Source organism: Bradyrhizobium sp. NDS-1, from assembly GCF_032918005.1.
Taxonomy (GTDB): domain Bacteria; phylum Pseudomonadota; class Alphaproteobacteria; order Rhizobiales; family Xanthobacteraceae; genus Bradyrhizobium; species Bradyrhizobium tunisiense.
The window spans coordinates 2,060,599-2,080,449 of sequence record NZ_CP136628.1 but is presented as its reverse complement, the minus strand read 5'-3'; the positions used below and the strand labels follow the sequence as shown (position 1 = coordinate 2,080,449).

18 protein-coding genes, 1 tRNA gene and 3 pseudogenes are annotated in these 19,851 nt (G+C 60.5%); 15 read left to right on the top strand and 7 right to left on the bottom strand.

Annotated elements, in window-relative coordinates; all coding sequences use genetic code 11:
• Nucleotides 1–7: 7 nt before the first annotated feature.
• The 3 genes and pseudogenes from ccoN to RX330_RS09840 form a co-directional block, all read right to left on the bottom strand.
• Nucleotides 8–1,657 (bottom strand): cytochrome-c oxidase, cbb3-type subunit I, encoded by a 1,650-nt coding sequence (gene ccoN / locus RX330_RS09850; RefSeq protein ID WP_317242854.1) that lies wholly within the window; start codon nt 1,655–1,657, stop codon nt 8–10.
• A 209-nt stretch (nt 1,658–1,866) separates the two neighbouring features.
• Nucleotides 1,867–2,292, bottom strand: coding sequence for an HPP family protein (locus RX330_RS09845; RefSeq protein ID WP_085399671.1), 426 nt, complete (start codon nt 2,290–2,292; stop codon nt 1,867–1,869).
• Nucleotides 2,293–2,328: 36 nt separating this feature from the next.
• A pseudogene (locus RX330_RS09840) lies at nt 2,329–2,547 on the bottom strand (universal stress protein); the annotation flags it as partial.
• A gap of 264 nt (nt 2,548–2,811) precedes the next feature.
• Between RX330_RS09840 and fixL the strand changes: the two are divergent.
• The 8 genes and pseudogenes from fixL to RX330_RS09800 all read left to right on the top strand — a co-directional run bounded on the left by fixL (nt 2,812) and on the right by RX330_RS09800 (nt 9,246).
• On the top strand, nt 2,812–4,329 hold the full coding sequence (gene fixL / locus RX330_RS09835; RefSeq protein ID WP_085399680.1) for a sensor protein FixL: 1,518 nt from the start codon (nt 2,812–2,814) through the stop codon (nt 4,327–4,329).
• 3 nt (nt 4,330–4,332) lie between these two features.
• Nucleotides 4,333–4,950 (top strand): response regulator FixJ, encoded by a 618-nt coding sequence (fixJ, locus tag RX330_RS09830; protein ID WP_085399672.1) that lies wholly within the window; start codon nt 4,333–4,335, stop codon nt 4,948–4,950.
• Nucleotides 4,951–4,994: 44 nt separating this feature from the next.
• Nucleotides 4,995–5,417 carry a response regulator gene (locus RX330_RS09825; protein WP_317242853.1) on the top strand — a complete coding sequence of 141 codons (423 nt, stop codon included), beginning with the start codon at nt 4,995–4,997 and terminating at the stop codon, nt 5,415–5,417.
• Nucleotides 5,418–5,520: 103 nt separating this feature from the next.
• Nucleotides 5,521–6,219, top strand: coding sequence for a helix-turn-helix domain-containing protein (locus RX330_RS09820; RefSeq protein ID WP_085399681.1), 699 nt, complete (start codon nt 5,521–5,523; stop codon nt 6,217–6,219).
• A 93-nt stretch (nt 6,220–6,312) separates the two neighbouring features.
• A pseudogene (locus RX330_RS09815) lies at nt 6,313–7,412 on the top strand (NAD(P)/FAD-dependent oxidoreductase); the annotation flags it as partial.
• A gap of 330 nt (nt 7,413–7,742) precedes the next feature.
• On the top strand, nt 7,743–7,898 hold the full coding sequence (locus RX330_RS09810) for a hypothetical protein (protein ID WP_201266095.1): 156 nt from the start codon (nt 7,743–7,745) through the stop codon (nt 7,896–7,898).
• 162 nt (nt 7,899–8,060) lie between these two features.
• A complete protein-coding gene (locus tag RX330_RS09805) occupies nt 8,061–8,411 on the top strand; it encodes a hypothetical protein (protein WP_085398450.1) in 351 nt (116 codons plus the stop codon).
• A 529-nt stretch (nt 8,412–8,940) separates the two neighbouring features.
• Entirely contained in the window at nt 8,941–9,246 is a 306-nt protein-coding gene (locus tag RX330_RS09800) for a hypothetical protein (RefSeq protein WP_085398451.1), read from the top strand.
• Here RX330_RS09800 and RX330_RS09795 read toward each other — a convergent pair whose 3' ends face one another.
• A complete protein-coding gene (locus RX330_RS09795) occupies nt 9,247–9,456 on the bottom strand; it encodes a cold-shock protein (protein ID WP_085398462.1) in 210 nt (69 codons plus the stop codon).
• Nucleotides 9,457–9,621: 165 nt separating this feature from the next.
• Here RX330_RS09795 and RX330_RS09790 point away from each other — a divergent pair.
• The 3 genes and pseudogenes from RX330_RS09790 to RX330_RS09780 form a co-directional block, all read left to right on the top strand.
• A pseudogene (locus RX330_RS09790) lies at nt 9,622–9,882 on the top strand (short-chain fatty acyl-CoA regulator family protein); the annotation flags it as partial.
• Between the two features lie 228 nt (nt 9,883–10,110).
• Nucleotides 10,111–10,446 (top strand): hypothetical protein, encoded by a 336-nt coding sequence (locus tag RX330_RS09785; protein WP_317242852.1) that lies wholly within the window; start codon nt 10,111–10,113, stop codon nt 10,444–10,446.
• A gap of 3 nt (nt 10,447–10,449) precedes the next feature.
• Nucleotides 10,450–13,236, top strand: coding sequence for a caspase domain-containing protein (locus tag RX330_RS09780; RefSeq protein WP_317242851.1), 2,787 nt, complete (start codon nt 10,450–10,452; stop codon nt 13,234–13,236).
• A gap of 67 nt (nt 13,237–13,303) precedes the next feature.
• Here RX330_RS09780 and RX330_RS09775 read toward each other — a convergent pair whose 3' ends face one another.
• Both RX330_RS09775 and RX330_RS09770 read right to left on the bottom strand, forming a co-directional pair.
• Nucleotides 13,304–13,939 (bottom strand): DUF6036 family nucleotidyltransferase, encoded by a 636-nt coding sequence (locus tag RX330_RS09775; protein WP_085398454.1) that lies wholly within the window; start codon nt 13,937–13,939, stop codon nt 13,304–13,306.
• Entirely contained in the window at nt 13,936–14,322 is a 387-nt protein-coding gene (locus RX330_RS09770) for a hypothetical protein (RefSeq protein WP_085398455.1), read from the bottom strand. The genes RX330_RS09775 and RX330_RS09770 overlap by 4 nt, the downstream gene beginning before the upstream one ends.
• Nucleotides 14,323–15,280: 958 nt before the next feature.
• Here RX330_RS09770 and RX330_RS09765 point away from each other — a divergent pair.
• Nucleotides 15,281–16,549: a tyrosine-type recombinase/integrase gene (locus tag RX330_RS09765; protein WP_085398456.1), complete on the top strand. Its 1,269-nt coding sequence runs from the start codon at nt 15,281–15,283 to the stop codon at nt 16,547–16,549.
• Nucleotides 16,550–16,822: 273 nt separating this feature from the next.
• On the opposite strand, the gene RX330_RS09760 is transcribed toward RX330_RS09765, so the two are convergent.
• Nucleotides 16,823–16,899 (bottom strand) — tRNA-Pro (locus RX330_RS09760).
• 68 nt (nt 16,900–16,967) lie between these two features.
• On the opposite strand from RX330_RS09760, the gene RX330_RS09755 reads away from it, so the two are divergent.
• Genes RX330_RS09755 through RX330_RS09745 form a run of 3 tightly spaced genes read left to right on the top strand, consistent with a single transcriptional unit; the run spans nt 16,968 to nt 19,848 of the window.
• Complete coding sequence (locus RX330_RS09755; protein ID WP_317242850.1) at nt 16,968–17,957, top strand: L-threonylcarbamoyladenylate synthase; 990 nt, start codon at nt 16,968–16,970, stop codon at nt 17,955–17,957.
• Nucleotides 17,958–17,980: 23 nt separating this feature from the next.
• A complete protein-coding gene (locus RX330_RS09750) occupies nt 17,981–19,408 on the top strand; it encodes an FAD-binding oxidoreductase (RefSeq protein ID WP_317242849.1) in 1,428 nt (475 codons plus the stop codon).
• A complete protein-coding gene (locus RX330_RS09745; protein ID WP_212089459.1) occupies nt 19,405–19,848 on the top strand; it encodes a GNAT family acetyltransferase in 444 nt (147 codons plus the stop codon). Before RX330_RS09750 ends, RX330_RS09745 begins: the two co-directional genes overlap by 4 nt.
• Nucleotides 19,849–19,851: the final 3 nt, after the last annotated feature.

The following is a 19,851-nucleotide window of genomic DNA, read 5'->3' as shown; positions in this document are numbered from 1 at the left end:
AAGCTCCTCACTCCGCCGGCTGAAGAGCGACGGGCATCTGGACTTCCTGTTCGCCTGTGCGAACCGTCATCCAGAGATTGTAGGCCATGATCAGCGCGCCGATCAGGAACAGCGCGCCGCCGGCGGCACGGATGATGTAGAAGGGATGCATCGCCTCGACGGTCTCGATGAAGGAGTATTCGAGGAAGCCGAGCGAGGTGTAGGCGCGCCACATCAGGCCCTGGAGGATGCCGGACACCCACATCGCCGAGATGTAGAGGACGATGCCGAGCGTCGCGATCCAAAAGTGCCAGTTGACGAGCTTCACGCTGTAGAGCTCCTTGCGATTCCAGGCCCACGGCACCAGGCAGTAGAGCGCGCCGAAGGAGACGAAGCCGACCCAGCCGAGCGCGCCGGAATGCACGTGGCCGATGGTCCAGTCGGTGTAGTGGCTGAGCGAATTGACCACCTTGATCGACATCATCGGGCCTTCGAAGGTCGACATGCCGTAGAAGGCGACGGAGACCACGAGCATGCGCAGCACGGGGTCGGTGCGCAGCTTGTCCCAGGCCCCCGACAGCGTCATCAGGCCGTTGATCATGCCGCCCCAGGACGGCATCCACAGCATGATCGAGAAGGTCATGCCGAGCGTCTGCGTCCAGTCCGGCAGCGCCGTGTAGTGCAGATGATGGGGACCTGCCCAGATATAGAGGAAGATCAGCGCCCAGAAATGGATGATCGAGAGACGGTAGGAATAGATCGGCCGCTCGGCGCGCTTGGGGATGAAGTAGTACATGATGGCGAGGAAGCCGGCGGTCAGGAAGAAGCCGACCGCGTTGTGGCCGTACCACCACTGGAACATGGCGTCCTGGATGCCGCCCCAGGCGACGTAGGATTTCGAGCCGAACACCGAGACGGGAAGTGCTGGATTATTGCCGAGATGCAGCACCGCGATCGTCACGATGAAGGCGAGATAGAACCAGTTCGCGACGAAGATGTGCGGTTCCTTGCGCTTGATGATCGTGCCGAGGAAGACGAGGAGATAAGTGACCCAGACAATGGTCAGCCAGAGATCGGCGTACCATTCCGGCTCCGCATATTCCTTGGACTGGGTGACGCCGAGCAGATAGCCGGTGCCGGCGATCAGGATGAAGAAGTTGTAGCCCACCACGACGAACCAGGGTGCGAGGTCGCCCGCGAGGCGTACGCGGCAGGTCTTCTGCACCACGTAGAACGATGTTGCGATCAGCACATTGCCGCCGAAGGCGAAGATCACGGCCGAGGTGTGCAGCGGCCGCAAGCGGCCAAAACTGGTCCAGGGCAGATCGAAGTTCAGCGCGGGCCAGGCCAGTTGCGAGGCGATGATGAGGCCGACAAGGAAGCCCGCAATGCCCCAGAACATCGCCATGAAGGACGAGAACTTGATCGGCCCCATATTGTAGTTGGGGCGCCCGTTGATCTCCGCCGGCGGCAGCTCTGCCGGCCGATCGAAGTAGCGGTTGACGATGCAGAACACGGCGGCCAGGCTCGCCGCCGCGCTGAGCGCGGCATGGAACGCGAACGGCGCATCGAGCGCCTTGGCTGAGGCGATCAAGCAGAGGAAGGCGGTGACCGCAAACACGAGCGCCAGGCCGCTTTCACCTGTTGTCATGGATTTTGAGATAGATGGCTGGCTCATGCGGATTCTCTTTCGAAAGAAACACAGCGCCAGAAACCACATTCAACCTCGCGGGGACTTGATTGAAATCAAGGTCAGTGAATTTCTGTTAATGTGAAGCAGCCGCTGGTCGGAGAGCGATATCAACCGCTCGCGCTCCTCGCAGCGCGCGGTAACCACCGCTTGCGTGAAATCATGGAGCTCAAGTCGAGCGATTTGCGGACGGCCTGTCAGTCGCGCGCGGTCGCCTTGAGTGCGGCGATGACGTCCTCACGGGCGATGATTCCGACCAGCTTCTGGCGGCTGTTGAGCACGATGACGCTCCTGATGCGGTGCTCGACCATGATCTGGAGCACGCGCGTCAACTTGGTGTCGGAACTGACATAAATGAATTCAGGCGCCATGACGTCACCGACTTTGCGGCTCGTCAGATCGTGATAGCGCGGCAGCATCTGGCTCGGCGTGAGGGCGAAGCCCTTCAGGATGTCGAATTTGGTGACGATGCCGACGACCTGCCCGTCGTCCTCGACTGGATAGGAGTTGAAATCGTCGCGCTCGAACATCTCGCTGAGTTCGAGCAGGTCGAGATCGCGCTTCACCATCCGGACGTCGCGCGTCATGTAGCCGTCGACGGTCTGCTCAAGAAACTTGTACACGGCGCGTCCTCCTCGTTCATCTGGGTTCGCCGGCCGTCAGTGCGACAGCAACACGCAGCGGGCGGATTGCATCACAAGATACTGCGTAACGCCGCTGAGGATCAGCTCGCGGAAGCGCGAATGACCGTAGGCGCCGGCGACGATCAGGCCGGCACCGACGTCATGGGCGATCTTCTCCAATTGCACGGCGGCGGTTTCGTTTCTCCCGACTTCCGCGATGCGCGTGCTAGCAGCGACGCCGTGGCGGGCGAGCCAGAAGACGGCCGTTTTTGGGCTGATCGAGCGCCAGGCTGACCATCACTGTCGCATATGTCATCGGGAGCCTCCGGGCAGCGAGATGCGGTGGAATCTAGCCGCGCCGACGCAAGGCGGGATGAGGTAGATCAAATTTCGTCGCGCCAGCTGGAAGAAATCCGCCAATAAAATCAGACATCCGAACTTGCCTCCGGCCCGGCCTTGGGCGAAATTGCAGCCATCTTCACGGCACGGAACCCGCCGCAGGAGAATGGGAGCAATAGCTTGTCGCCGAGCCGCGTCACGCATCCACAAGACGACGCTCGCGGCGAATATTTTCGCGTCCGAATCGAAGGATTCGGCGTTGGCACCTGGGATCTCGACCTCAACACGCGGGAGCTGGACTGGTCGGAAACCGCCGGTATCTTGCTCGGCGTCGCGCGGGGCCAGCCGCGGAGCTACGACCTGTTTATGTCCCGCCTCGAGCCCGGGGACCGCGAGCGGGTCGAGACGGCGATCAAGCGCGTCTCCGAGCGGGGCGGCGGGTTCGACCTGTCTTTCCGGGTCGTAGGCGAATCAGAGAGTGGGCAATGGATCCGCGCCCGGGCGGGAGTCATTCGCGATGAAGCCGGCGCCGCCCGTCATCTCAGCGGTATCTTTCTGGACATCGACGAGGAGAAGCAGGTCGAGGAGGCGCTGCGCACCCGCGAGACTCACCTCCGCTCGATCCTACACACCATTCCCGATGCGATGATCGTCATCGGCGGCAACAGCATCATCCAGCTGTTCAGCACGGCCGCGGAGCGGCTGTTCGGCTGGTCCGAGCACGAGGCGATCGGACAGAACGTCAGCATTTTGATGCCGGAGCCCGACCGCGCCCGCCATGACAGCTACATCGCCCGCTATCGCTCCAGCCACGATCCGCACATCATCGGCATCGGTCGCATCGTCACCGGCAGACGCCGCGACGGGACCACCTTCCCGATGCACCTGTCGATCGGCGAGATGCAGTCGGGCGGCGAGCCTTATTTCACCGGGTTCGTCCGCGACCTCACCGAGCATCAGCAGACCCAGGCGCGGCTCCAGGAATTGCAGTCGGAGCTCGTCCATGTCTCGCGGCTGAGCGCGATGGGCGAGATGGCGTCCGCGCTCGCGCATGAGCTGAACCAACCGCTGGCGGCGATCAGCAATTACATGAAGGGCTCGCGGCGACTGCTCGCCGGCAGTACCGATCCGAACACGCCGAAGATCGAGAGCGCGCTGGATCGCGCCTCGGAGCAGGCCGTGCGTGCAGGCCAGATCATCCGGCGCTTGCGCGACTTCGTTTCCCGCGGCGAGTCCGAAAAGCGGGTCGAAACCCTGTCCAAACTGATCGAGGAAGCCGGCGCGCTGGGACTAGCCGGCGCACGCGAGCAGAACGTGCAGCTCCGTTTCAGCCTCGATCCGGACGCCGATCTCGTCCTTGCCGACCGCGTGCAGATCCAGCAGGTGCTGGTCAATCTGTTCCGCAACGCGCTGGAAGCGATGGCGCAGTCGCCACGGCGTGAGCTCGCCGTCACCAACGCCCGCGTCAGCGACGATATGATCGAGGTGGAGGTGTCCGACACCGGTTCCGGCTTTCAGGACGACGTCATTCCAAATCTGTTCCAGACCTTCTTCACCACCAAAGAGACCGGCATGGGCGTCGGACTGTCGATCAGCCGCTCGATCATCGAGGCTCACGGCGGCCTCATGGTGGCCGAAAGCAACGCATCGGGGGGCGCGACATTCCGCTTCACCCTCCCAGCAGCCGATGAGACCTGATTCATGACGACCAAGGGACATGTCTACGTCATCGACGACGACGAGGCGATGCGGGACTCGCTGAACTTCCTGCTGGACTCCTCGGGCTTTGGCGTCACGATGTTCGACAACGCGCTAAGTTTCCTCGACGCCCTGCCCGGCCTCGCCTTCGGCTGCGTCGTCTCGGACATCCGCATGCCGGGCCTTGACGGAATCGAGCTTCTCAAGCGCACGAAGGCGCAGAACAGTCCGTTTCCGATCCTGATCATGACTGGTCACGGCGACGTGCCGCTCGCGGTCGAGGCGATGAAGCTTGGTGCGGTCGACTTTCTCGAGAAGCCATTCGAGGACGACCGCCTCGTCACCATGATCGAAGCCGCTATCCGCCAGGCCGAACCGGTCGCCAAGAACGAGGCCGTCGCCCATGACATCGCCGCCCGCGTCACCTCCTTGAGCCCGCGCGAACGGCAGGTCATGGAGGCGCTGATCGCAGGCCTCTCCAACAAGTTGATCGCCCGCGAATACGATATCAGCCCGCGCACGATCGAGGTGTACCGGGCCAATGTGATGACCAAGATGCAGGCCAACAGCCTCTCGGAGCTGGTGCGGCTGGCGATGCGCGCCGGCCTGATCAAGGATTGAGTCAGGTCAAAGCCCTTGCGCTGGCCCTGTGCTAGCCAAGCAGCATGATCGAGATCGGCTCGCACCATCAGCGGCTCCCAATGGCGTCATCGGCGAAGCTCACCGTCTATGTTGTCGATGACGATGCCGCCGTGCTGGGCTCCCTGCGGTTCCTGTTGGAAACCGACGGTTTTGCCGTACGGACCTTCAGGAATGCCACGGCGCTGCTCAATGCGACGAACCCGCCCCGCGCAGATTGTTATGTCATCGACTACAAGATGCCTGACATCAATGGCATCGAGCTGGCCAGGCGGCTGCGCCAATCCGACGTCGACACGCCCGTGATCCTGATCACGGGTTATCCGGACGGACATATCTCAGCACGGGCGGCGGCGGCAGGGATCAAGGACGTGATTTTGAAGCCGCTCCTCGATGAAAGCCTCGCGAAATGCATCTGCCACGCCATCCAGGACAGGCGCGGCCACTGACCTCCGGGATTCTCCGTAGGTAAACCTCCTTAAGATATCGCTCGAAATTTCCGGACCGTACGATCCGGCATACCAATGCACCATCACAACGGAGATGGCGCAGATGCTGACCCAGACGCTCAAGACCGAGGCGATTAACACCCAAATCGGCGGTAAGATCGCTCCCGCGCGTCCCGTTTCCGACCAGTTCGGCGCGATCGCGGGACATGCCGGCCTCGTTGCCACCGAGTTCTCCTATCGCAAGGAAGAGGAGATCTACGGCGAAGACGAGCCCGCCGAATATGTCTATCAGGTGGTCTCCGGCGCGGTGCGCAGCTACAAGCTGCTCTCCGACGGCCGCCGTCAGATCGGCGCATTTCACCTTCCCGGTGACGTGTTCGGCCTCGAACCGGGCCAGACGCATCGCCTTGCGGCCGAAGCGATTGTCGCCACAAGCGTGCGCCTCGTGGAGCGGGCCAGCCTCGAAAGGGTCGCCGGCACCGACGTACAGGTCGCGCGCAAGCTCTGGGCCATGACGGCGGGCGAGCTGCGTCACGCCGAAGATCACATGTTGCTGCTGGGGCGCAAGACGGCGATGGAGCGTGTTGCAACCTTCCTGCTCGAAATGGATCGCCGCCTCGCCGTCGCCAACATGATGGCGCTGCCGATGTGTCGGCTCGATATCGGCGACTATCTGGGCCTCACGCTCGAGACCGTGTCGCGCGCGCTCTCGCAGCTTCACGCAAAGGGCATACTCGGCTTCTCGGGCGCTCGCCAGATCGTGCTGCGCAACCGCCAGCACCTGCACAATCTCGACGCCTGATCGCTTTCACCTGGCCGATGTTTCTCCTCCGCGACTTGGCCCGATGGCGGCTATTCATTGCGCCCCGAGCATGATGTAGTGAGAAACTAGCACCTGGCCGGCGTCAGTTTTGCATACTATCTTGCTGAAGGTGGGGCGCGTGTCGCGCTTTTGGAGGCGTCTGAAATAGGATTCGGCGGCTCCGGGCGGAACGTCGGGCTCGTGAATGCGGGTATGTGGCTCATGCCTGACGCGCTTCCGGACGCGCTCCGCGCGCCGTTTGGAGAACGGTTGCTTGAACAACTCGGGCGCGGACCGCAGACGGTGTTCGAACTCATCGAAAAGCACGACATCGAATGTGAAGTGGAACGTGCCGGCACTTTACATTGTGGCTCGGACGTAAGGGCTTGGAGGAGATTGAGGCCCGTGCCGAACAGTGGCAGAAGCGTGGAGCGCCCGTCTTGGTGCTAAATGCGGAGGCAACACACAGGAAAGTAGGCGGTGGCGACTACACCGGCGCGCTGCTCGATAACCGCGCCGGCACCATACAGCCATTGGCCTATGCGCGAGGGTTAGCGCGGGCCGCGCTTGCGATGGGAGCCAGGATATTTACGCAAAGCGAGGCCATCGTGGCGCAACACAACGGTTTGCGCTGGAGAGTCGGCACCGAAAGCGGATCTGTAGAGGCCGACTGGGTGGTCGTCGCGACGGATGCTTATGGCAAAGGACTTTGGTCTGAGATACGGCAGGAACAGATTCAACTGCCCTATTTCAACTTTGCCACGCCTTCTCTGCCCGACGATCTGAGAAAGTCGATCCTGCCTGAGCGGCAGGGTGTGTGGGACACTCGAGAGGTTCTCTCTTCATTTCGCCTCGATCGCTCCGGGCGACTCGTGTTTGGCAGTGTTGGTGCGCTTGAGGGAATGGGGCAATCTATTCACCGGGCCTGGGCCCAAAGATCGCTGCGCAAGCTTTTTCCAGGACTTCGGGGCGTCCAGTTTGAAGCCGGCTGGTTCGGCATGATTGGAATGACGTCGGACAACTTGCCCCGGCTTCACAAGCTGGATCGCAACGTCATCGGTTTCAGTGGCTATAACGGCCGCGGAATCGCACCAGGCACAGTGTTTGGCAGTGTTTTGGCTTCGTACGCATTGGGGCAGATCGCGGAGAACGATTTGCCGTTGCCGGTCAGTGCCGTTGAACGCCGGCGGTTTCTGGTGGGTGACAACCTTGAAGCCATCGGAAGGGTCTAAAATCATAGGCAGGGCCATCCGGCATCAAACTAGGCTACCGTGATTTTCAAAGTAAGCCACTGAGACTGACCGCGCATGTGAACGTTTCGTGAAACCAGAACGATGCCCCCACAACGATGAACCGCCTCTACCCGTAGTCTGCCCAACTGGAGCGGCGAGGAACGAAGGCCAACAGATCGGCTTGAGAGTCTTGCCAGCGCGCTGCCGAGCTGGCGGAGCGGCCCCGGCCCTGGCCCAAAAGTCTTCTGAAGCCGCGGCCGTCTCTCCGCCATCCGTGGTCTGAGGATGACTATGACCGTCTTCGTCTACGTGAACACCGCCAAACAGGTCGGCGACGTCGACCACATTAAGGTCTTCTCCACGATCGATGCCGCGGAAACGTGTTTCGAGGAGAACGATCCTGAGGGCGTGGCGTTCGAGTACGACGTGATAGGCCCGCCAGTCTGACCACCCGTAAATTTCCCAGCTGGACCGGCGAGGAACGCAGGCCAGCAGATCGGCTTGAGAGTGATGCCAGCCCGTGGAGAGCTGGCAGAGCGGCCCCGGCCATGCCCCCCAGCCCCCTGAAGCCGGGGCCGTCTCTCTCAGCCTTTGTGTTCGGAATAGCTCATGCGGTCCTCGCCCTCGATTGTACCGGCTGATCGCCTCGATCGTGACGTCTATTTGGTGTTGGAGGACTTTGGAGCGCGCGCCGGCTGCGCTTGGCGGGAGACCGACGAGGAAGATACGGACTTGGAGACCATCGTCCGCGATCTGATCTCTGGACAATACACCTATCCCGTGCGGATCGTGGCCTTTAACGCTATTGAGGGCTGGTCGAGGGACGCGACGTCTGAGGTTGCCACGGCGCTTGCGCAACTCGCAATCGATGAGGCCTTGGAGATCACACCTGCGCTGGATGCCTTCATCGCCGCCAATGCGAGCGAAACAAGGCTGCAGTTGGTACTGCCGCTACGCTAATGTCTGAAAGCCCACGAGGTGCTCCACGTCGCGCCAACTAGAGCGACGCGTCGATCGCCACCCGATGTCCGTCGACCATCGCGGCGGCCTTGACCTTGGCTTCTTACTCTGTTGCGCAGTCGCGCTAAGTCTAAACTCAGCGCATTACCAAGTTCGTCGAGCACGCAATTCTGATAGATCATCATGATTTCAACCTGCCGAGTTCCAAACGAAAACTAACATAAGTTGGGAATTCGCATTCTTTCCCGGCATTCATCGGATTTACATTGGCAGAAGCAAATCACCTTGGCATAATCTTAGGGCCGGGGCTGGAACGTTCATCTCGCATCTATTTACACCCGGGGTCTGACGTAGCAACAAGGCTACGTCGGTGCTTTCAGCACGATTTTAGATCAGCATAGCGAACAACCTGAGGCCGTCCGAAGGGCGGCCTTTTCTTGTGACGTGCGACGAAAGTTTTGCTGGATTTTCCTGCACTGGACAATCAAGATCGTCCCATTGAGCAGTCAATTTTTCCGGGGACATTGCAATGGCAAAACCGGCCGTTTCCCGTGATGCTTTTCGTGGACTATTCGCTTTCTATGCGGCGAAAGCTCATCACGACCACAAAGCCGAAGGTGAGGAATGCCTTCTGAAACTGTTCGGGTCCGCGGAAGACATTCCTGATCGTCTATTGCAGCAGTGGTCTGAAAGAGCTGATTTACTCGGCCGCGAAACCGTTGGCAGTATAGTAGAGCCGCGCGCGCATGATATCGCCGGCGGCGGCGCGCGATATGATTGCGCGAGCGACTTTCTCCACACGCTCCTAAGAGATCTTGAGAGACAAATGCAGTGATCAAGATACGCGCAGATTTTCCGCGCTGCTCTTGCCCCGCCTCTGATCGACTTTGACCTCGTAAGAGACCTTCTGTCCCTCACGCAGGTCCGAGAGACCAGCGCGCTCGACGGCGCTTATGTGCACAAAAACATCTTGGCCGCCATCATCGGGTTGAATGAAGCCGAAACCTTTGGTCGCATTGAACCATTTTACCACGCCAGTTGCCACGTTAGTCTCCTCGCTACGCAATTCCGAAAGAATAAATCAGGTTTGCTGAGCTTTCCACCTTGAACTTACGGCGCAGCTCCCAAAACTCCTCCGGCGGAAGTAGCTCGCGCACCTTGTGTTCGTATACCCGTCAAAATCATCTTCGGCGAGATGCGCGCGATGGGCACCGCCGGCGGAGGCTCGTTCGGTGCAATCCGCGTCGAGCGCGCAATCGCAATTGGCTGCGCAGCCGGGCACGCCGGGCAATTGGTCTATATGCGCGGCGGCCATGGACCACGCTCGGAGGAGGCAACGCCGATCGGCGTCGCATGTCGCGTCTGCCGCCGCCCGAGATGCGCGGCTCGGTCAGCGCTTCCAATTGGTCGCGAACTCCTTCCCGACGACTTCAGGACGTCAAGCGTACCGTTTGGGTTCTCCGGTGACTGATTATACGGGCACCTTCAAAAACACGCCTAGATATCGCGAGCCGATCGCTGGATTACTTTCAGATCCGGCGGGCGTTGGGTGAGCCGACGTATGTTCGACAGCGCGGTCCACTTCGGGAGCCAAGCGAGTATAGCCAGTATGAAGAGGTCCGCGCGCGCTTTACGGCTTCTCGCTGCGCGATATAATTGCGCCTCGTAACCCAAAAATTGTACAAATGGCGGGGACACCATGGTTGCCACTCTCAGCAGCGATTTTTCCGTTTTTTCCGTTGGCGCGGCCGGCGGAATCTCGGCGGAGGTTCTTCATTGGTATGGACTTCGACGCGGTGGTCGTGTGCCGATCTACGCAAAGTCGGTTTTTTACTGGATTGTGACGATTGCGATGGTCTTGGTGGGCGCGTTTCTCGCGTGGGTTCGATTCGGCTCTGACGGAGTTCCATTTGACGTCTACTTCGTTGGTCTGGCCGCACCAATAATACTGCAGAAGCTGATTGCCCACGCTCCCGCAGGCGTTAAGGGATCGAGAGGCTCATCGGCCGGCATCCGAGATTTTTTCGTTTGGTAGCCGATGGCCCAAGCCCGTTTTGCCTCCCTCGCGATTGGAATCGACGAGTACCCCCAAGGGTTCTACCAAGGGGATGAATTGCCCCTGAAATGTGCTAGCGCAGACGCCCGCCGTGTCCACGCGTGGGTTTCCGACACCTTCCCGCGCGAGCAGTCGAGACATTTCGCATTTTTCAACGCGCAGGCGACTCACCTTACAATTAAATCCTCGCTCGAGACACTCGCGACCCTGCAAAACCTTGATTTCGTGCTGATCTATCTTGCCGGTCACGGTCGTCGTACGGCAAACGGCGCCAACTTCTGCGCGTACGACCATCCGCAGGTTGGCCAAGGCGTCGATGCCCAATTTATCGACGATGCGCTCCGTAGAATGCAAGCAAAGAACGTCCTGATCTTTGTGGATTGCTGCCACGCGGAGGCGGTATTCTGGGGCAGCGAGTTCTTCAGCCGATTGGAAGGCTCTCGTTGCAGGTTGTTCGTCGCTTCGTGTCAAGCGGATCAACTAGCCTACGAAGACGATCTCCTAAAATCTGCAACTGACGCCAGTGGGTCAAGTTTGCTTGCGCTGGCGTTGTTCGAGAAAATCGACGAAGCGGCGCGGCTTCGCTCGGAGCACGTTAGCCTGGATGAGGCCTTGTTTCCCTACCTAAAGAGAAGAGTACCTGCGCTCGCGTTCAATCTCAAAGGGAGAGCCCCGCAGGAGCCGGTTTCCGGCGGACTGTCACGCGATAATATCTACCTGCCGATCGCCCCCTCAACTCGCCCACCGCCTGGAACGTTCACCGCGCTATTGGCGCGGTGGCGTTCAGTAGTCACCACTATCTGTGTAATTGCCGCGTTCTCGATCGTGACCATCTATGCCGCGACCTGGCATCTTGAATTCAGCTCCAAGGGCTATTTGGCACTGTTTGCAGGTCCATCCTGGTTACCGTCACTGCCGGGAGATCTCCTGCTACGAAGCGAGCTTCCATTTACAGTAGCTGACATCACCGAAGAGCCGTCCCTTAGGGCAGCGGCGTTGAGCCGGAAGATCGAGGGTGTGTGGTGGCAGACCGATCGTTTCGGCCAGCGCCGCTGGCTACAGGTCATCGAAGGCGCTCTGCGACCTGGCATCCGCGCTTACACTAGGGCACTCAATGGCATGCCCCAGGAAGCAGCTCCAGACTTGAACCTTATCAATCCGGAAAGCTTCGATTTCAAGAGGCGCGGAGCTGGCGTATCCGGATACTCAAGCATGCTGTTTGGCCCCCGGCCGATGGACATAGATCATTTAATCGCCATTGGCGCGTCGGCTGTCCTCGATCATCCTACTGACATGGACGGCTTGATTAGACCGGTCGTTCAGCACAAGGATTTGGCTACATTTAATTCCAACGCATGTGCGACAACAATAAGCTACGAGTACCTCGAGTGGGATAAGGGCGATTTTTGGCAATCGTTGTCTCTCTCGGCGGCCAGAGCCGACGCACCCGAGTTTTTTGACTTTCTGATCTTCCAAGCCCGAGTTCTGGATCTCATCCTACGAGCGGAGCCGCCACGACCGGAATCTCCTGAATCCGATCCACTTGACTACATAGTGTTTAGCGCCGCCAAACTTCGCCACCTGATTAGATCCTACGCACTTGGACGACGATTGAGAAATGAGACGGCGTTAGCGAAAGGAGATGCCGACAAAGTTTCCGAACTGAAAACGTCGGGATGCGGCACGATGGCGGATATTCTCCTTGCCTGGCTGGAGGAGGAGAAAGCTGATCCAGAGCTGCCAGCGAGGATCCTCACTGATCTCACGACGCCCCCGGTCAAGTACGGAAAACGTAGCGATACCGTGGTCAAACTGCTTCTCGGAGCTTTCGAGGAAATTTGCCACCGTGAGGCGATCAAAGAGACGTCTAAAGGGTGGTCTTTGTTATCGCAGGTGCCACAATCGGTGAGCGCCAAGGACAGGCTCCGAATGGCTGTGCGCTTGGCGGCGGATCGCGGGTTTCCGGGAGAGTTGGAAGACGCCCTTTTTCAAACAGTCGAAAGATGGCCGAATAGAATTGCCGCAGACAAAGTGCCGCCTATGTGGGCGCAACTGTTCTCAGAGGCGCTGTCGCGTCCCGATCGCGCCCTGCAGACTCTGAGTGTTGGCGTTGCAAAGATGTCCTCCGAGTCAAAGCAGCGCTTCCTGCGTCTGGATGAACCAATCGAGAGAATAGCTAAGACAAATGGCATGGAACCTATTGCCCCCGGGCTCGATGCCTATGCGGAAGGTCTATCGTGGCTCGGTCCGCTTAGAAAAGACATATCGGACTATATTTTTCACGGTGAAACGACTGAAGGACGCGACCAAATCAAATCACTTGTCGACCTCAAGCTCGGGATGCTCGCACGCATGGCGTCTCGCGGCTATCAAGACCCCCGAATGAAGGAAGAGCTTTTCGATCTGCCTAATCCAATTCCAGGAATAAACCTCTCTGACTGGCGCGGATTTCTCGCACCGCGCGCATACGTCGATTGGATGTTGGCTGCGCGAGCGGAAATTAGATATCGGCAAGATCCGCCCACCCCGGAAGGCTTGTTAAGATTGGTGTCGAGCCTCCGAGGTGATGCGCGCCGTCGCAGATCCGAGGTCTTGATTGTGCAGGAGTACCTGCGTGATCGCCCTGTTGCGGAAAAAAAGAGGTGGGTCACGGAGCTAAGCGCGCTCGCTGCTACTGAAATCGAACCAGAATTGCGTGCGGACATCGCAAGCTTGGCGGTGAGAGTGTTTGCTTCGATCGAATTGGAGGACCTGAATGAGAAGCGCTGAAGCGCAACGCCCCCCGCCGACGCGCGACGCTGAATCAAGGCGCGATAGGTTGCACAGCCGGCAACGGCTATGATCCGACCGTCTTGCCTGCCGCAGCATCTGCTTTCGGCGCATCCGCAAGGCCGCGCACGAAGTTTATGGCTCGCTCCTGAAGTTCGGCCTCAAGCTTCGTCGCCTTGATGCGCTCGACAACGAGCTCGCGATCGAACGGTCGCGCCTGGTGGTAGCCTTCCACGAACTCCTTGTCCTTGTCGGACAAGCGAGCGAGTTTGGATACGATGATGTCCTCAGGACATGGGGCAACGGCTAGGACCTTTCGATCGTCGACGTCGACCGTCTTGGTGATCGCCCGCTTGTTCCAATCTTCAGGAAGCCGCGCGGTGTTCTCGTCGACACCGTCGATATAGAAGCCGTGCTCGCGATGGAATTTAGAGCCCTCGCCATAGAGGGCATTGATCTCTTCTGAAGCCTCTGGATCGTCTTCGGGATCCAGTTCCTTCTGCTGGATCTCCCAAATCTTCGCGTTTTCCGGATAAGCGTCGATTTCGCCAGAGGTGCGTAGGACGATTGGTGCGTCTGGCCATGAAAGCAAGATGCTTTGGCTGCCGATGATGAAGACCTTGTCGGTTTTAAATAGCCGGGCGATCACCCTGACTGTCTCGACAAGGTCTTCAATAGTGCGAACAAACGAGTTTTGTGTCACGCAGCCATCCGCGGAAGTCCCGCGGTCTGATGGATCGCAGATCTCTCGGCAATCCGCTTCGCCGCCTTCCAGATACGACGGCGCAGAGTGTCGTCCTCGAAATTGATGCCTTCCGCCAAAACGAAAGGTGAGGACAGACGCAGACGCGTCATCTCTTCGTCGCGGCTCGTCAGACGGCGGCGGACCGTAGAAGGAGGAAAGCCAAGCATGTCCGACCACTCGCGAACGAAAGCGTAGCCTTCGAAACGCTGGTAGTTATGGGCCAAAGAATCCTTAGCCCTTTCGACCAGCGACGGGTCGCGACCGATCTGCCGCGCAATAAGCCGATGCATGATCAGCTTCGCGGTGTCGTTCACGTATTCCCGGTTGATCCGGACGCTCATGGCTCTCGACCAGTGCCTATCTCAGGGTGCAAAATAGGGCATCGACCCTTAAAAATCCAGCTACCCACCAATCCTCTTGGACGGCGGATGTTCCCTGTCCGTTCAAACTAGCAGTTCCGATAAGCTCGGGCAACGGGGCAAAAACCCGGAAAATCGCCAAGGTCTAAGGAACCTGACCTCCGACCAGCAAGCGTCTTACTCAACTAAATATGGGGGTATTGATAAGACAAATCAATATCTTAGCTCGATCTATCGCCTCAAGAGCGATAATCCTCCTTTCAAGCCCAAAACGGGAATGGAGGCCATGCCGGCGATACGAACTGAGATCTTCCAGAGAACCTTTACCCCCTCCCCGCGGGAGATCTCCGAGCCCATCCTGGCCCTTTGCCGCGAACTCAGCCCAGACCGACAGCCTGTCTGGATCTCAGTCTTGCCTGAGCCCGGCGCCGTTGCCAGCGAGTGCTTCAGCAACGTTGCCGCAAAGGTTGCGAGAGACGGAGGGACACTGCTTTACGGATGGACGATTTGGGAATGGCCACGAATTTTCGTTGAAGCCGAACATCACGCCATTTGGGAATGCGATGATTCAGAGTCCTCGATCGTCCAATTTGTACTCGGAAGTCGCCGATTGCCGCACCGGCCAAGGCATCAAGCTTCACGAAGGGCAGATTTTGCTTACACGTTGATCAGAACAGCGGAAGCAAAGGTCCCGGGTCCAACATATGCCCAAGCGAAATGCCGACAAGCTTGCGCGCGCGAAAGCACGACCGGATCCCTCCCAATGGAACGAGGATGAAGCGATGACCTTTGTCGAGGCTGTCGCCGTGTTTTTTCCGCAAGGTCCACTGACATTATCATCACTGCGCAGGGCAGCGGCAGTTGGGACTCTTGAAATCGCCAAAGTGGCAGGTAAAGATTTGACGACGCCTCGTGCTATCCGCAAATTGGTAAAGCCATCATGCCGGGCCGCAAAGCCAAGCCGCCGCGACTCTGGTTCCGAGAAGACGACGGATGCTGGGTCATCCTCGATCGATCGGAGGGAAAGCGACGGCAGATCCGCACAGGTTGCAGCCGCGACGACATTGACGGCGCTGCGAAAGCGCTCGAAACCTACATCGGCGGACGGCACCCAACCACAATCGGGGCAAGTGACCCTGGGGTCCTCGCCATAGCCGACGTCCTTACTGCCTACGAGATATCCAAACGGCCAAAGGATAAGAGTGACGAGCGAGCCTGGGCGCAGCATGATCTACTGCTCATCCGGCTCCTCGATCTGAATGGCTTCTTCGGTGACAAGACAGTGAGCAAGCTCAAGGCCCAGCTGTGCCGCGACTTCGTGGACTGGTCCACGAACACGCCGAATGAAAACAACAGGCAGGCCGGGATTAAGCCACGTCAAGACAAAGTTTCCGAGCAAACCGCTAGGCGCCGGCTTGAGGATTTACGTGCTGCCATCAACGCGTACCATGCGGAGCACACGCTGAGCGTCGTTCCGAAGATTACCCTACCTCCCAAGGCGGAAGGCCGCCACCGCTGGCTGACGCGCAACGAAGCCGCGCGCCTGCTCGGTGCCGCGATCGGCTACGTGTGGGATAACGAGCGAAAATCCTGGAAACGAAAGGAAGATGGCAAGCTGTTGCGCCGGGAGCGGTGGATCATCCGGCGACGCTATCCGGCCGCCCGCTTTTGTCTGATTGGCGTTTACAGCGCGCGGCGCGAGGAAACGATTCGGCGCACACAATGGCTCGCCACCACCACGCATCCATGGATGAACCTCGACGGCATGGTCTATCAGGGCAAAGGCGCCCTGGAACGGTCAACTAAGAAACGGCGCCCTCCGGCAAAGATCGCTAGCCGCCTGCGCCCTCACTTGGTCCGCTGGCGCAAGATCGACCAAATGCGATCGAGCGAACTGCGCGCGGCCGGCATTCTGGAGAACGGCGAACAAATCAGATTCGTCGTGAACCGCATTCACGATGGCCAGCCGCTTGCCGGCAAGATCAGGTCAGCTTGGGAAGGTATTCTGCAGGACGCGGGGCTTGGCGAGGATGTTGTCCGGCATTCGCTACGCCATACAGCAGCGACGTGGCTGATGCAGGCCGGCGTCGATATGTGGGAGGCTGCTGGCTGGCTTGGAATGACGGTAGAGCAGCTTGAGGCAAACTACGGTCATCACCATCCTGAATTCCAGGAAGAAGCCGCTGAGGCGTTTGGCGGCCAACGCTAGTCCCGCGCGGGGAACTTGGGATCGATTTCGTTCGCTGCAGCGTCGAGCTCAGATTGAGCGGCCCGCACCTTCGCCCAAGCCCCGGACTTCTCAGGATCCCTCGGCGAAATCTGCAGAAACCGATCGTTGGCTGTGACAAGCGCGTGCACGGCCTTACTCCAACGCTCGTATGCAGAATCGAGCTCTACAGCCACCACATTGCTCCGATCGAGCCATTTCGTTGCGCATTTCGTTGCGCGCAAAAATCATCGAAAGTATAAGTATTTGAAAGAATGGTCGGAGTGGCAGGATTCGAACCTGCGACCCCTGCGTCCCGAACGCAGTGCTCTACCGGGCTGAGCCACACTCCGACAAGAGGCCGGCTTATAGCGTCGGGTTTGGCGCACCGCAAGCGGCCGAGATGAGGAATTTTGTCCCTGTGAAAACGGGCCTTGAAACACTGATCTTGCCGGCTGGCGCGGCCGGCGCGGAGGCTGCCGCCAGGGCCCTGGCCGCCGGCGGGCTGGTCGCGTTTCCGACCGAGACGGTCTACGGGCTCGGGGCGGACGCCGCCAATGCCACGGCGATCGCCCATCTCTACGCCGCCAAGGGGCGGCCGGCGTTCAATCCGCTGATTGCGCATGTCGCTGACCTCAAAGCCGCGCGGCGGATCGGACGGTTCGACGCGCGCGCATTGAAGCTCGCCGAGGCGTTCTGGCCGGGGCCGCTGACGCTGGTGGTGCCGAAGAGCGACGGCTGTCCCGTGGCGGATCTCGCCACGGCCGGCCTCGACACCGTCGCGATCCGTATTCCCGCCCACCCCGTCGCGCAGACCATTCTGCGCGCCTTCGGCGGGGCCGTGGTGGCGCCGTCCGCGAACATCTCCGGCCACGTCTCGCCGACGCTGGCCGCCCATGTCGAGAGCGACTTATCGGGACGGATCGACCTCATCATTGACGGCGGGCCGGTCGAGGTCGGCGTTGAATCGACCATTGTCGGCTGCTTCGAGGCGCCGATGCTGCTGCGGCCCGGCGGGCTCTCACGCGAACGGATCGAGGCGGTGCTCGGCGCGCCCCTGGCGCGGCCGCCGATGGAAGCCGGAAGCGACGACAGCCAGCCGCTGGCGCCGGGCATGCTGGCCTCGCATTACGCGCCGCGCGCTCCTGTGCGGCTCGATGCGCGTGAGGTGGCGCCGGGCGAGGCGCTGCTGGCATTCGGTCCCGCGCGGCTGCCCGGCATGGACGCCGCCAGCGCCGTCATGAATTTGTCGCCCACCGCTGATCTCGATGAAGCCGCCGCCAATCTGTTCGGCTATCTTCGGAGCCTCGACGCGAAGGGCCCGCGGGCGATCGCGGTGATGACGGTGCCCGAAGAGGGACTTGGCGAAGCGATCAACGACCGGCTGCGCCGGGCCGCGGTTGCGCGATAAGAAGCTTGAGAAGAGACACGAGAATGAACGTCAATCCATCCGCCCCCCCGCCGCTTGCGCCCGAGTTGATCGAACAATTCCGCAAGATCGTTGGCGAACGCCATGCCATCACCGATGCGAATGACATCGCGCCCTACCTCACCGAGGAGCGCAATCTCTTCCACGGCCGCTCACCGCTGGTGCTGCGCCCGGGCTCGACGGCGGAGGTCTCGGAGATCTGCAAGCTCGCTTCCGCGCACAACATCGCGCTGGTGCCGCAGGGCGGCAACACCGGGCTCGTCGGCGGCCAGACGCCGCACAATGGCGAGGTCGTCGTGTCGCTGCGGCGCCTCGACAAGATCCGCGAGATCGACACTGCCTCCAACACCATGACGGTCGAAGCGGGCGTGGTGCTGCAGATCGCGCAGCAAAAAGCGTCCGAGGTGGACCGGCTGTTTCCGCTCTCGCTGGGCGCGGAGGGAAGCTGTACCATCGGCGGAAATCTCTCCACCAATGCCGGCGGCACGGCCGCGCTCGCCTATGGCGTCGCGCGCGAGATGGCGCTGGGGCTTGAAGTGGTGCTGGCCGACGGACGCGTGCTGAACACGCTGTCGAAACTGAAGAAGGACAACACCGGCTACAATCTGCACAACCTCTTCATCGGCGCGGAGGGCACGCTCGGCATCATCACGGCGGCGACCCTAAAACTGTTTCCGAAGCCGCGGGCGGTCGAGACCGCCTTCGTCGGGCTGAGATCGCCGGCGGCGGCGCTGAAGCTGCTCACGATCGCGCAGGGCGAAGCCGCCAATGCGCTGACGAGCTTCGAGCTGCTGTCGGAGATGGCGGTGGACTTCTCGGTGCGGCACGGCATCGACGTGCGCGATCCGCTTGAGGCGAAGCATCCCTGGTACGTGCTGATGGAACTGTCCTCCCCCGCCGAGGATGCCCGCACGCCGCTGGAGACGATCCTGACCCGCGCCATGGAGGAGGAGATCGTGGACGACGCCGTGATCGCGGCGAGCCTCGCCCAGCGCGCCGGCTTCTGGAAGCTGCGCGACGAGATGTCTTCGGCGCAGAAGCCCGAGGGAGGCTCGATCAAGCACGACATCTCCGTGCCGGTCGCGGCCGTGCCCGAATTCATCGCGGAGGCTGATGCGGCCGTGGTGAAGCTGATCCCCGGCGCGCGGCCGGTGCCGTTCGGCCATCTCGGCGACGGCAATCTGCACTACAATGTCAGCCAGCCGGTCGGCGCCGACACGGCCGACTACCTGGCGCGCTGGCACGAGATGAACGCGGTGGTGTTCGCGATCGTGCTGCGCATGGGCGGCTCTATCTCGGCCGAGCACGGCATCGGCGTGCTCAAGCGCGACGAGCTGCCCGACGTCAAGGACAAGACCGCGATCGAGCTGATGCGCGCGATCAAGGCGATGCTGGATCCGCTCGGCATCATGAATCCGGGGAAGGTGCTGTGAGCGCGCTCGCGATCGAGCCAATCAAGGATGCCGATGTCGAGATGGTCGTCGCACTCTGGCAGCGCTGCGGCCTGACGCGGCCCTGGAACGATCCGCATGCCGATATCGCGCTGGCACGGCGGCGCGACAATTCCACGGTGCTGATCGGCCGCGAGGGCGGCGCGATCGTCGCCACGATCATGGTCGGCCATGACGGCCACCGCGGCTGGGTCTATTACGTCGCGGTCGATCCAGACTGCCGGAAGCGCGGCTATGGCCGTGTCATCATGGCCGCGGCCGAGGACTGGCTGCGCGCGGCCGGAATTTCGAAGCTGCAGCTGCTGGTCCGCCGCGAGAATGAAGCGGCCAATGCGTTCTACGGCTCGCTGGGCTTCGAGCTCTCGACCTCCGTGATGTTCCAGAAGTGGCTCGACGGCCGCGCGACCACGCCGAATAATTGAGAT

Coding starts and splice junctions, on each gene's coding strand:
- RX330_RS09805 (WP_085398450.1), top strand. CDS start 8,061: ATGCGGTCCTCGCCCTCGATTGTACCGGCTGATCGCCTCGATCGTGAC.
- RX330_RS09780 (WP_317242851.1), top strand. CDS start 10,450: ATGGCCCAAGCCCGTTTTGCCTCCCTCGCGATTGGAATCGACGAGTAC.
- ccoN (WP_317242854.1), bottom strand. CDS start 1,657: ATGAGCCAGCCATCTATCTCAAAATCCATGACAACAGGTGAAAGCGGC.
- RX330_RS09750 (WP_317242849.1), top strand. CDS start 17,981: ATGAACGTCAATCCATCCGCCCCCCCGCCGCTTGCGCCCGAGTTGATC.
- RX330_RS09770 (WP_085398455.1), bottom strand. CDS start 14,322: ATGAGCGTCCGGATCAACCGGGAATACGTGAACGACACCGCGAAGCTG.
- RX330_RS09810 (WP_201266095.1), top strand. CDS start 7,743: ATGACCGTCTTCGTCTACGTGAACACCGCCAAACAGGTCGGCGACGTC.
- RX330_RS09825 (WP_317242853.1), top strand. CDS start 4,995: ATGATCGAGATCGGCTCGCACCATCAGCGGCTCCCAATGGCGTCATCG.
- RX330_RS09800 (WP_085398451.1), top strand. CDS start 8,941: ATGGCAAAACCGGCCGTTTCCCGTGATGCTTTTCGTGGACTATTCGCT.
- RX330_RS09820 (WP_085399681.1), top strand. CDS start 5,521: ATGCTGACCCAGACGCTCAAGACCGAGGCGATTAACACCCAAATCGGC.
- fixJ (WP_085399672.1), top strand. CDS start 4,333: ATGACGACCAAGGGACATGTCTACGTCATCGACGACGACGAGGCGATG.
- RX330_RS09785 (WP_317242852.1), top strand. CDS start 10,111: ATGGTTGCCACTCTCAGCAGCGATTTTTCCGTTTTTTCCGTTGGCGCG.
- RX330_RS09765 (WP_085398456.1), top strand. CDS start 15,281: ATGCCGGGCCGCAAAGCCAAGCCGCCGCGACTCTGGTTCCGAGAAGAC.